The organism is Rhizobium redzepovicii (assembly GCF_019793435.1).
GTDB classification, from domain to species: Bacteria; Pseudomonadota; Alphaproteobacteria; order Rhizobiales; family Rhizobiaceae; genus Rhizobium; species Rhizobium redzepovicii.
Genome location: NZ_JAILYH010000006.1, coordinates 68,134 through 79,939 on the forward strand (window position 1 = coordinate 68,134; position 11,806 = coordinate 79,939).

Annotated in this window: 9 protein-coding genes; 2 read left to right on the forward strand and 7 right to left on the reverse strand. The window is 61.2% G+C overall.

What is annotated here, in order from left to right:
- Positions 1–73 precede the first annotated feature (73 nt).
- From K6N12_RS11040 to K6N12_RS11055, 4 genes are all read right to left on the reverse strand, one after another.
- Positions 74–2,401 carry an LPS-assembly protein LptD gene (locus K6N12_RS11040; RefSeq protein ID WP_097626995.1) on the reverse strand — a complete coding sequence of 776 codons (2,328 nt, stop codon included), beginning with the start codon at positions 2,399–2,401 and terminating at the stop codon, positions 74–76.
- The gene (lptG, locus tag K6N12_RS11045) at positions 2,401–3,489 is read right to left on the reverse strand and encodes an LPS export ABC transporter permease LptG (protein WP_097626997.1); all 1,089 of its coding nucleotides are present in this window, start codon (positions 3,487–3,489) and stop codon (positions 2,401–2,403) included. The genes K6N12_RS11040 and lptG overlap by 1 nt, the downstream gene beginning before the upstream one ends.
- On the reverse strand, positions 3,486–4,667 hold the full coding sequence (lptF, locus tag K6N12_RS11050) for an LPS export ABC transporter permease LptF (RefSeq protein ID WP_097627275.1): 1,182 nt from the start codon (positions 4,665–4,667) through the stop codon (positions 3,486–3,488). The genes lptG and lptF overlap by 4 nt, the downstream gene beginning before the upstream one ends.
- 100 nt (positions 4,668–4,767) lie before the next feature.
- A complete protein-coding gene (locus tag K6N12_RS11055) occupies positions 4,768–5,541 on the reverse strand; it encodes a phosphatase PAP2 family protein (protein ID WP_097626999.1) in 774 nt (257 codons plus the stop codon).
- A 144-nt stretch (positions 5,542–5,685) separates the two neighbouring features.
- Here K6N12_RS11055 and K6N12_RS11060 point away from each other — a divergent pair, with 144 nt between their 5' ends.
- Both K6N12_RS11060 and K6N12_RS11065 read left to right on the forward strand, forming a co-directional pair.
- Positions 5,686–7,176 (forward strand): leucyl aminopeptidase, encoded by a 1,491-nt coding sequence (locus tag K6N12_RS11060; RefSeq protein WP_097627002.1) that lies wholly within the window; start codon positions 5,686–5,688, stop codon positions 7,174–7,176.
- A complete protein-coding gene (locus K6N12_RS11065) occupies positions 7,176–7,625 on the forward strand; it encodes a DNA polymerase III subunit chi (RefSeq protein ID WP_097627004.1) in 450 nt (149 codons plus the stop codon). Before K6N12_RS11060 ends, K6N12_RS11065 begins: the two co-directional genes overlap by 1 nt.
- Positions 7,626–7,757: 132 nt before the next feature.
- On the opposite strand, the gene K6N12_RS11070 is transcribed toward K6N12_RS11065, so the two are convergent.
- The 3 genes from K6N12_RS11070 to K6N12_RS11080 form a co-directional block, all read right to left on the reverse strand.
- A complete protein-coding gene (locus K6N12_RS11070; protein WP_097627006.1) occupies positions 7,758–8,684 on the reverse strand; it encodes a Gfo/Idh/MocA family protein in 927 nt (308 codons plus the stop codon).
- Between the two features lie 114 nt (positions 8,685–8,798).
- Positions 8,799–10,841, reverse strand: a complete 2,043-nt coding sequence (locus K6N12_RS11075; RefSeq protein ID WP_222148808.1) for a prolyl oligopeptidase family serine peptidase — start codon at positions 10,839–10,841, stop codon at positions 8,799–8,801.
- 66 nt (positions 10,842–10,907) lie between these two features.
- Positions 10,908–11,750 (reverse strand): polysaccharide deacetylase family protein, encoded by an 843-nt coding sequence (locus K6N12_RS11080; protein WP_097627010.1) that lies wholly within the window; start codon positions 11,748–11,750, stop codon positions 10,908–10,910.
- Positions 11,751–11,806: the final 56 nt, after the last annotated feature.

The following is an 11,806-nucleotide window of genomic DNA, read 5'->3' on the forward strand; positions in this document are numbered from 1 at the left end:
CGACTGGCGGCAATGTCCTGCACAGGCATACGGCGAAAGAATGGCTTCAGGCCATGTTTGCGCCGGCCGCCCGTCACTCAAGGGTGTCTGAACCGATCTTGATATCGCCGAGCGTTCGGAAGGTCAGCCGTGCGCCGATCGTCCAGTCGCTGGCCGACTCGTCGTCGGAGTCCCGGGTATCGGTATAGGCGATCGTGAAGATCGTGCATTCGTCCTCATAGGAGAGACCGAGCGTCCGGCGGCTGAGCACATCATTGTTCAGATCCCAGGCGATGCCGCCGAAGATCGCCCAATAATCCTTGAATTTGACTTTGCTGCTGGTCTGGATTTCGTCGTTGTCCTCGGCAAAGCCATAGGCCGGCTGGGCGCTGAGATGGGTGTAGGTCACCTGCGTCTGGAAGGTGTCGTTCTGGTAGGCCGTCGTCAGGTCGCCGCGGCGGAACTCGAAATCCTTCTCGTCGAGGCGGTAGGAGGCCGCGACGGAAACGCCGTATGGTGTTTCGACGCCGCCAAGGCCGACATAATCGGAACGGTCGGTTTCCAGGCCCGAATCCGCGCCGACATTGACGAGATCATCGGTGGCAAAGGAGTTCTGGCCGGCAATCTGATAGGATTGGCCGAAGATGCCGTGCAGTTTGTAGCCGCTGTCGAACGTCCCGGTATACTGGATGCCGACATTGGCGCGGGTGCCGCCTTCGACGCGGTCGTAGCCGGAGAACTTATCGCGATCGAACAGCGAGGTGGCGTCGAAGACGAAGCTCTGTGCATCCTCGTTCGGCAGCCGGCCGGCGAGCTGCTCGTCGGGGCGGGCATAGATCTGTGCGATAGGTTCGAGAATATGGGTGCTGTTCTCGGTCGTCATCAGGATCGGATAACGCAGCTCCAGCCCGGCGGTGAACATCGAGCGGGTGGCGGAATTGTCGTCGAGATAGTTGCCGGTGTAACCCGTGGGGTTGTCCATATTGAGCGCGAAAGCGTCGCCGCGGGCGGCCAGAAGTGGCGTGATCACCAGGCCGGTCGGCGTGACGTAGGTGCGCTTCCACTGCAGTTCGGCCGTCAGTCGCGAGGTCTGTCCCTTCAGGCCGCGGAAGCGGTCGAAGCCGTCGACGGTATAGAAGTCGTCATGAGTGCGCGAAATATTCGTCAGGTTGACATCCGCCGACAATTCGCCGCCGGCCAGCGGCTGCGGCGCCACATAGTGGTAGTCGAGCGCCGGATAGACGATCGCCTGCTGCTTTTCGGCCGTGTTCTTCCGATCGGCATCCTGGACGTCGAAATAGAACGCCCGCATGTCGAAATAATTGCGTTTCCCAAGTCCGGTCAGGTAGATCTGGTTGGTGCGATCCGTGCCGGTGAAGTCCTTCAGCTTATAGGTCTTCGAGAAATTGTTGTCGCTCTGCACCATGACGTCCCAGCCGAACGTCCAGCGCGGATTGATACGGAATTCGGCCTTCGAGGCGACCATGCCACGCCGACTGGCTTCGGCATCGCTGGTGCCGGAGCTGAAATTGTCCGGCTTTGCCTGATCTATGCCGGCGACGCGCAGGATATGCGTGCCGTTTTCGAAGCGCTGGCGGAATTCGCCTTCGACGAGGAAGCCCTGGGCGGTGTAGCCGGTCGTGGTGACCGTCGCGTCCATGCTCGGCGAGATCACGTAGTAATAAGGAATAGAAAGACCGAAGCCGAGATTCTGCGACAGGCTCATCGTTGGGAAGAGAAAGCCTGACTTGCGCTTCACCGTATTGTCGGGGACCTCGATGAAAGGCACGAAGGCAATGGGGTAACCGAGCAGCTCGAAGCGCGCCCGCTCCAGACGGATCGTGTGGGTCACGCCGTTCTGAATCACCCGCTTCGCCTTGACCTGCCAGAAAGGCGCGCGCTTCGGATCTTCGGCGCAGGGAAGGCAGGCGGTGTAGACGCCCTTGTTGAGAATCATCATCGTGCCGCCGACACGCTGGCCGCTTTCGGCGACGATACGCGTATTGTCGGAGGTTTCAATGCGCAGCGAGTTCAGGAACCCGTCGGCGAAATTGTCGGTCACGTCAAGGTTGTCCGCATAGATGCGGTTGCCGTCCGGGCTGACCAGCTCGACGTTGCCGAGCGCCATCATCCGGCCGGTCTTCTGATTGTACTCGACCTTCTGCGCGACCATTTTGTAGCCGGCATAGTTGATCTGCACGCCACCGATCGCCGACACCAGATCGGCGTCACGGTTGTAGACGAGTTCATTGGCCGAAAGCAGAAGCTTGGCCCCTTCCGGAATATTCTTCCCGATATCTTGAGCGGACGTATTGGCCTGGCCGTAGGAGACCGGGACACTGCCGAAATAGGAACATAGAGTCGCGCCGACGAGCAGGGCAACCAACTGTTTACTAAAATACTTGCGGTCGCCTGCCGCCACTAGCCGTCCTCCTGATGAAGCAGAATAGTCGCACCCAAGGCCAGCGCGACGATCACCGGTATCCACGTCGCCACGAAGGGGGGCACAACTCCACTGCTTCCGAATGCCTTTACAAGCACGGTGATGACATAAAGCATGAAGCCCGAGAGGATGCCACCCAGAATCACGGAGCGGGATTGGTTGAACCGGCTAAATTTTAGGGACACTGTTGCAGCAATGAAAGTCATTGCCACCAGCAGCAGGGGCTGGGACAACAGGGAGTTGAATTGCGTCTCCAGCGCCTTGGTCGAGATGCCGAAGGATTTGGCCGCGGCAATGCGGTTGGAAAGGTCAAAGAAACCAATTGTTTCCGGCGCTGTCAGCCGCTCCTGGACGAAGTCCTGTTTCAGATTGGTGCGAAGTTGAACCGAAGCTTTACGCACGGGGATTTCGCCAGGCTTGCGCTCGACAACGTTGTTAAGTTGCCAGTAACCATCTTCCAATTTTGCCGTCGCGGCGTCCTGTCTCAGAATGACCTGACCGCTTGAATCGAAATGGATCAACACGGCGTCGATCAGCTTGGTTCCGTTCTCCTGAACCGTGTGGGCGCCGATGATGACATCGTCCCGGCCGCTGATCTGGCGCAGCCACGGAATCTGCGGCGCCTTGCGCAGAACGGCGTTTTCGCCGCGCCAGTCGGATTCGACAAGCAGCGCCTGGCGCTGCCCCCAGGCGGCAAGCGGATTGAGCGCTGTCATCGTCAGTAGGCCAAGTATCAGCGAGCCGGCGATGAAGGGGAACATGAACTGCCAGACCGAAATGCCGGCAGCGCGCGTGACGACGAGCTCATATTTGCGGTTGAGCCCGATCAGCACCGTCATGCCGACGAACAGCGCGATGAAAGGCACCGTCTGCTGCAGGATCAGCGGCAGGCGCACGGCGGTCATCAGGATGCCGCCGCCGATCGTGTAGCCGGGTAGGCCGGACATGCGGCCCGCCGTCTCGCTGAAATCGAGCAGGAAGGAAATCGCCGAGACGCCGATCAGGAACCAGCCCATCGTCACCAGGTAGCGGCGAAAGAAATAACGCGACAATGTCCCGAATATCATTGGGCGGCGTCTCCGCCGGCCCTGCCGGTTGCGGCCAGCAGCCTTTCCTGCGTCCGTCTCCAGAAAGACGACATCCGGTCGCGAATGAACGAGGGTACGGCCAGTCGTTTGTGCAGGCCGAGGAAGACGATCGAGATGATGCTGCTGACGATCGGTATGGCGTAGAGAACGACGATATATTCAGGATCGGTGTCGATCTGATTGGCCGCGTAGAATGCCGCCCAGCGCAGCGCGAAGGCATAGGCGAGCGCGCTCACCATCGGATGCAGTCGCGCTTCGCGGTGCGAGCGCGCATCGCCGGCGATTGCCAGCGAAAACAGCGCGAAGACGACAGGCAGGATCCAGTCCGTCAGCCGGCGATGCAGTTCGGCGCGGTAGCTCTGCGGCCGGATCGTATAGTCCTTGTCGGCCGGATCCGGATTGAGCAGGAACCACAGGTCGCGGTCGCTGGCGCGCAGCGTCGCCTGGCCGCGATTCTCCGTCATGTCCGAGAGGTCGAAGGAATAGGAATCGAAATTGATCACCGAGACATTGCCGTCGGGCGTTTTACGGTGAACCTCACCTTCATGCATGATCAGCGTCGTGCCCGTATCGTCGACGGCGCCTTCCTTCGCATAATAGATCAGCTCGTAGGCCGGATCGCGCTCGTCGGCGACGAAAAGGCCCTTCAGCATGCGGCCGGCCATCCGCTTCGAGATCTGCACATAAAGGCCTTCATCAAGCTTGCGGAAGGTCTTTTCCTCGATCACCGAAGACAAGAGGTCGGCATAGGTCTCGGCGATCATCTGGCGCACGACGGTTTTGGCGCGCGGCTCGACGACGTTGTCGACGAAGAAGGAAAAAACGCTGACGACGGCGGCAAGCAGCAGGATCGGGCGGATCAGCACGCTGCGCCGCGCCCCGGCCGCGTCGATAACGGTGAGCTCGGAATCGTTGTTCATCGTCGTCAGCGTCTGGGTGATCGCGATAACGAGGGCGAAGGGCAGGACAACGGGAATGATCGACGGCAGAATCATCGTCGCGAGCTTGGCGAACGAGCCGATCGACTGGCCGCTGTCGGTGACCAGGTTGATGCGCTGCAACACCTGAGTCGTCCAAATGATCGCCAGAACGGGCAGGAGCGCCACGAGAAACATCTGGCCGACGCGCCGTAATATGTATGTCTCGAGTAGTTTCATGCCTGCCCTTGAAAGCACCTGCACGCCCAAACGGCTTTGCAGGAGAAACCCTCTACGCTCTTTGTCGCGGTTTTGCGACAAGCTGGTGTCAAAAATTCATTCAATTTTCAGAATTTTTTTGATGCTGTTGCGACTCGGTTAATGCCAGCAACGCGGCGAAGACGACAAGCGACGAAAGCCATCCGAGAACGACGTCGGACAGGTAGTGCGCCCCGAAGGATAGCCGCATCGCAGGCGTCAGGATCGAGACCGCCGCCAGCGGTGCTGCCACTGCATAACGCAAGGATTTCGGAACGAAGAGCAGAAGGCAGAAAAGCCAGCCGGCGCTTGCTGCCTCGCCAGAGATGAAAGAGCAGTTCGAAACGCATTTTCCGGCAAGCGAACCCGCCTCGACGAAATGCAGCGCGCCGCCGAAAATGTCCGTCTGTATCGGTCGCGGCCGGCCCCAATGTTCCTTCAGGATGACATTGACGAGCAGCACCGGTCCAATCAGCAGCGTTCCGAGCGCGACTTTCAGCTTGCGCGCCCGTCCGACGTTGAAGGATGCGCCATGCTGCTGGTGGCATTCGATGAGCTTCCACACCATCACGATCGCCACGACATAGGGCAGGCGGAAGAAGACGGTGCGCAAGAGGTCGAAGTTTCCCGAGTCGCGATAGGGAAATCCGCCGCAGACGCTGCCGGCCGCGGCAGCCGCGTCGCAATCCGTACGCAAGAAAAAAAGCTGGGAAAAATAGATGTCTATCCCGGGGAAGGCGCGGAAGACGATCAGCAGTGCCCACCACGTCCAGAACAGCAGCATGAAGGCGCCGAAGGTCGTTTGCGGCAGGCGGATTATCGGACCCCGCGGGCGATTTTTCGAGGAAACTGTCAACGCGAATAACTACGAAACTGACGAAAACATGAGGGCCTTGATGGCCGCGGGCGACCATAACAATTGTCGCAAGCCATTGACAGACCCGCCAAACGCGAAATTATCCGCGGCGGACGGATTTCAAAGAATCCCAGCGGAGAAGACATGTCAGCAAAGTTCGAAATCTCATTTTCAAAGTCGGCGAAGCTCACTGGCGGCCTGGCGATCCTGTTGAAAACCACAGAGGCCGACAGCGCTGCGGGCGCCGAAACAGTCGATCCGGCAGGCGTGATCGCCAAGGCCGCCCGGATCGCCCGATTCTCCGCGAAATCCATGAGCGCGCTCGATATCGTCGCTCCGGAAGGCGCATCCGTCGAGCGCATTGTCGTCATCGGGCTCGGCAAGGCCGCCGACCTCACCGCCCATGATTGGCTGAAGGCCGGCGGTACCGCGGCAGCGAGAATCAAGAATACCGACAAGGCCGCCGTCTTCATCGACGTGCCTGGCCTTCAGACGAGCGCGCGGGCAGCCGCCGATTTCGCCCTCGGCATGCTGCTGCGCGCCTATAGTTTCGATAGCTACAAGACGAAGAAGAGCGACGACGAGGAAAAGACGGGCAAATCGGTCAAGGTGACGATCGTCACCGCCGATCCGGCCGGCGCCAAGAAGGCGTTTTCCGATTCCGAGGCGATTGCCGGCGGCGTCAATCTTGCCCGTGACCTCGTCAACGAGCCGCCGAACGTGCTGGGCCCCGTCGAGTTCGCCGCCAAGGCGAAGGAGCTGGAAAAGCTCGGCGTCGAAGTGGAGATCCTGACCGAGAAGGAGATGCGCCGTTTCGGCATGGGCGCCCTTCTCGGCGTTGCCCAGGGCTCCGTGCGCCCGCCGCGCCTGGCGGTGATGCAGTGGAAGGGCGGCAAAGCCAAGGATCGTCCCGTCGCCTTCATCGGCAAGGGCGTCGTCTTCGATACCGGCGGCATTTCGATCAAGCCTGCCGCCGGCATGGAGGACATGAAGGGCGATATGGGCGGTGCGGCAGCCGTCACCGGCCTCATGCATGTGCTCGCCTCGCGCAAGGCCGCCGTCAACGCCGTGGGCGTCATCGGTCTGGTCGAGAACATGCCTGACGGCAACGCCCAGCGTCCCGGCGATATCGTCACCTCGATGTCAGGCCAGACGATCGAGGTGATCAATACCGATGCCGAAGGCCGTCTCGTGCTCTGCGATGCGCTCTGGTATTGCAACGACCGTTTCAAGCCGCAATTCATGATCAATCTCGCCACGCTGACCGGCGCGATCGTCGTCGCGCTCGGCAATGTGCATGCCGGCCTGTTTTCCAATGACGACCAGCTTTCCGCTCAGCTGACGGAAGCCGGCCTTTCCACAAACGAGAAACTCTGGCGCATGCCGCTCGGCAAGGACTACGACAAGCTGATCGACAGCAAGTTCGCCGACATGAAGAACACCGGCGGCCGGCAGGCAGGCTCGATCACCGCTGCGCATTTCATCAAGCGTTTCGTACAGGACACGCCCTGGGCGCATCTCGATATCGCCGGCACGGCGATGGGCTCGCCGCAGGACGAGATCAACCAGTCCTGGGGTTCAGGTTTTGGCGTGCGCCTGCTCGACGAGCTCGTTCGCGCCCATTATGAATCCTGATGACGGACGTTCTCTTTTATCATCTGACCGAAACCAGGCTGGAAGACGCGCTTCCGCCGCTGATCGACAAAAGCGTCGAGCGCGGCTGGCGCGTCGCCGTCCAGACGCGCGAGCCAGCGCGGCGCGATGCTCTCGACTCGCATCTCTGGACGTTCCGCGAGGAGAGTTTTCTGCCGCACGGCACCGATGAGGGGGATTTCGCCGAAAGCCAGCCGGTGCTTTTGACGGTGACCTCAGGCAATGCCAATGCGGCGACCGTGCGTTTCATCATAGACGGCGCCGAGCCGCCGCCGGTCGATGCCTATGAACGCGTCGTCTTCATGTTCGATGGTCACGACCAGGTGCAACTGGAGGCCGCCCGGGCGCAATGGAAGAAGCTGAAAGGCGAGGGGCATAGCCTCACCTATTGGCAGCAGACGCCGGAAGGGCGATGGGAGAAGAAGGCCTGAGCGTTTCACCGGACATACCGACAATCGGCGCCGGTATGGCGCCGATTGTCGGCCTCCGAAAAACCTGACCTTACTGCGGGTCTTGTTGCTCAGCCTGCAAGCCTAAGAAGGCGTCGCAACGCCGCCGACGGCTCAGTCGTGGAACGCGTCCACGAATTTCCGCTTGCCGAGCATGAAGGCGTCGGCGACGTGGCGCAGCGGCGCGAGATCCACATCCGACGTGCCGGCTTTAATGATTTCGGCGAAGCGGCGATAGAGCGAGGGATATTCCTGCTCCGGCTCGGCGAAGGTCAGCGTGCCGTCGATGGAAAGCTTGGCGCCGCCTTCGGCGAGAACCATCTGGCCGGCCGCGGTCTCCGCGACGATGTCCCAGCTCTGCTTGCCGGTCTGGCGCCAGTCGAATTCGGCATGAACCGGCAGGCCGTCGGCATTGCGGAAGCGAATGTCGGACGCGATCGGCGCATCGCGGTTTTCAGGAAATTCGAGCACGGCCTCGGTGATGAAGATCGGCCGCGGCAGGATATGGGTGACGATCGACAGCGCGTTGATGCCGGGATCGAAAACCCCGAGGCCACCAGCCTGCCAGATCCAGTCCTGGTTCGGATGCCAGTGGCGGACATCTTCCTTCCAGATCACATGCACGCTTTTGATTGTCGTCGCAGCCAGAAACGCCTTGGCGGCCTCGACGGCCGGCGCATAGCGCGAATGCCAGCTGGCAAACAGCGACGAACCCTGTTTGCTCGCAAGCGTCTCGAGATCGGCCACTTCGCTCAGCGTGGCACCCGGCGGCTTTTCCAGGAAGACGTGCTTACCGGCGACGAGCGCCTTATAAGCCGCTTCGTAGCGATATTGCGGCGGCATGCAGAGCGACACCGCATCGATCGACGGCTCGGCGTCGAGCATCGCCTCGATCGTCGTATAGCTGTTGATGCCTTCGACCGTGCCGTGGCGGCTTGCCGTGGCGACGAGCTTGAAATCGGCGTTCTTGGCGATGGAAGGGAGGTGCTGGTCGCGGACGATCTTGCCGACGCCGACGATGGCGAGGTTGATAGGAGACATGGTTTCGCTCGAGCCTGTGAAAAGTATGATTTATTGCGCTTCTTTTAGCAGAAAGGAGAGCGCCGACAAGCTCTCCCCTTCATTCTCTTCTATCCTACCGCATGATGGCTCGTCTTACCTCATGATAGTTTGGCGAAGGAAGCTGTAACCCATGGCCGCCCGGGCGGCGCGCTCTTCGGAATTGCCGTCGCCGCCATGCCCGCCCGAGCCGAACTCATGGAAGAGCGGCCGGTGTCCGGCTTCCTCCAGCCGCGCGGCGAAGCGGCGCGCATGCGAGGGATGCACCCGGTCGTCATTGGCGGAGCTTTCGATATAAATCGGCGGATAGGAGACCTCGGTTGCCGGCCGGACATTATGGAGCGGCGAGTAGCCGAGCATGAAATCCCGGTCGGCTGTTATCTCCGGATCGCCGTACTCGTCCATCCAGGCCTGGCCTGCGCTGAACAGGTGGAAGCGTGTCATGTCGAGCACCGGCACCTGGCACCAGACGGCGCCGAAATCCTCCGGATAGCGCGTCAGCATCACGCCGGTTAGCAGGCCGCCATTGCTGCCGCCTTGGCAGGCGATGCGCGACGGCACGGTGTAGCCGCGGGCGACGAGATCGCGGGCGATGGCGACGAAATCGGCAAACGCCCGGTCTCGCCCCTGCCGTTTGGCGCTGCGATACCAATCGGGGCCGAATTCGCCGCCGCCGCGGATATAGGCCTGCACATAGGCGCCGCCCTGTTCCAGCCAGCGTCCCGTCACGCCGGAATAGGTCGGCGACAGCGAAACATCGAACCCGCCATAGCCGTAAAGCAGCACCGGCAGCGCGCCCTTGGTCCAGTGTTTCGGTAGGATCAGCCGGTAGGCAACCCTGGTTCCGTCTTCGGAAACCGCCTCCAGCAGTTCGGATGACATATCGGCCGCATCGAAATAACTGGGCGCCCCAGCGATGAAAATCGGCTCGGCCTCCTTGCTGCGATCCGACAGCTCGAGCCGGTAACAGGCCGGCGGCTGCAGAAAGCCCTGGCCGATGATGCAGAGCGTATCGTCGCCAAGATGCAGATCCGCATAAAGCGGCCTGAAATGAGCCGTCTGCATGTCGGCCGGCAGCGCGATCTCGCGCTGTTCGGCATCGGGCTTCGTGAGATCCAGCACCATGAGGCGCGGACGCAGCCGGTCTGAAATGATGAAGACACACCACTCGCGCATCAGCATCATCTGCGAGATCGACTGGCCCTCGTCAGGCCGAAACAGGATCCGCTCCGGCCCGAGCGGAACTGTCTGCGAGCCGGGATCGAAGCGCTGCAGCACGAGACTGCCGGTGGCAACGCGCTCATCGGTCTTTGCCCGCCAGAGGCAATGATCGTGATTGAACTGGAAGTCCGCCTCCTTGGGCAGATCGATGCGCCGCTGCGTGCCGTCGACGGCGGTCAGGAAAGCGCTGGCGAAGCCGATCTCATGGGCGGTGACGAAAATGTCGATCAATCCGGCATCCGCCGAACCGCCCGACAGGGAAGGGTCGATAATGAGATTGAAGCCATAGACGTCTTCATCCGCGGCTTCGAACATGACGGCGGCATCCTCCGGCCGCTGCCCGCGCTTCAATCGCCGCCCGACCCGTGGCCATCCGGAGCGGGTCGCCGAAAATCGATCGATGGAGCCGAAATAGCAGATCTCGTCGCGGCTCAGCCAATTGGCATGCGATCGTGCAGCCGGTGTGTCGAAACCGCCCTCGACGATCTCTTTCCTCTCGGCGTCGAATTCGAGCAGCCGAAGAAGATCCGAGCCGCCGTCCGAAAGCGTGAGCAGCACTCGCGTCGGCTCCCACGGGCAGGTGACGACGCCGCGCCAGTTCCAGCGCTTGCCTTCACGGATGCAGAAGGCATCGAGATCGAAGACCTGTTCCCAACCGGCGTCCGGCAGCGGCTCCTGGTCGGCAGGCAGACGGAGCCAGACGCCGAGAGGATTATCCTTGCTCTGCCGGAAATCGAACAGCCATGCACCGCGGCGCATCGGCACGATCAGCCTGTCCTGCCGCTCGATCAGCGCCTTGATCGCATCACGATCCCTGGCAAATTCGGCCGTTCTGAACGCCGCGTCCGAAACCCGGTTATGCTCGTCGATAAACTGGCGGGTGCGCGGATCGTCGTCCGTTTCGAGATGAAGGTTCATAGCTGACCTGCCGGTTCGTTGACGTCGAACAGATCTAGGCAGCGCGTCCGGACTTGGCAACCCGGCTTACCGGGTCGTCACCAAATCGGCCGAGGCGACGAGGTTGCTCGGCGCCTGCGTCTTCTTGAACTTCAGCGTCACCACCTTGTAGCCTTCGGCTTCGAGTTCGGAGAGCAGGGTCGGCAGCATCGTTGCCGTGCGTTTGTGGATGTCATGCATCAGGATGATGCCGCGGCCGCGTTTGTGCAGCAGGTCCATCGTCCGCTGAGTCACGGAGGCCGGCGTGATGGCGAAATAATCCTTGCTATCGACATCGACATCCATGACCACCAGATCGCGCATGGCGATCGCGGCGCGCAGCCTGTGGCTCTCGGCCAGATAGGGGAAGCGGAAGAAGGCGACGTCGGTTCCCGTCGCCTTGGTCACCGCCAATTCGCCCTTGACCACCTCGGCCATCGCTGCGTCGAAATCAAGCGATGTCAGGTCGGCGTGGTCGTAGGTGTGGCTGCCGATCGTATTGCCGTCCTCGGCGACCCTGCGGGCCAGCGCCGGATGCATTTCGGCCATTTCGCCGACCATCATGAAGGCGCCCTTGACGCCGAACCGGTCGAGGATCGCCAGCACTTTGTCGGTCCGGCCCGGGATCGGACCGTCGTCGAAGCTCAGGATCACTTCCTTGTCCTGCAGCTTGAGATCGGCAAGCGAGGAGACTTCCAGCGTCCGCCCGGCCAGACGGTGCCAGCCGCTCATACGCGGCGCCGCATCGTCGGCGGCATAGCCAAGTTTCCGCCACTCGGGCGCAATCACGGAGGAGGTCTTGATCGATGTATCCGGGGCCTGTTTTGTGGTGCTGCAGGCAGACAGCGCGGCCGTGAGGGCCATGCAGGACAGAATGAAAAAGCGATACATCGAAAGGGCTCAACAAATCGGTAACGAATGTTGAGACAACCTTTCGAATTATGGTT

Bases quoted from the DNA above. Each gene is read 5' to 3' on its own strand.
- lptG (WP_097626997.1), bottom strand. From the start codon at position 3,489: ATGATATTCGGGACATTGTCGCGTTATTTCTTTCGCCGCTACCTGGTG.
- lptF (WP_097627275.1), bottom strand. From the start codon at position 4,667: ATGAAACTACTCGAGACATACATATTACGGCGCGTCGGCCAGATGTTT.
- K6N12_RS11060 (WP_097627002.1), top strand. From the start codon at position 5,686: ATGTCAGCAAAGTTCGAAATCTCATTTTCAAAGTCGGCGAAGCTCACT.
- K6N12_RS11065 (WP_097627004.1), top strand. From the start codon at position 7,176: ATGACGGACGTTCTCTTTTATCATCTGACCGAAACCAGGCTGGAAGAC.
- K6N12_RS11070 (WP_097627006.1), bottom strand. From the start codon at position 8,684: ATGTCTCCTATCAACCTCGCCATCGTCGGCGTCGGCAAGATCGTCCGC.
- K6N12_RS11075 (WP_222148808.1), bottom strand. From the start codon at position 10,841: ATGAACCTTCATCTCGAAACGGACGACGATCCGCGCACCCGCCAGTTT.
- K6N12_RS11080 (WP_097627010.1), bottom strand. From the start codon at position 11,750: ATGTATCGCTTTTTCATTCTGTCCTGCATGGCCCTCACGGCCGCGCTG.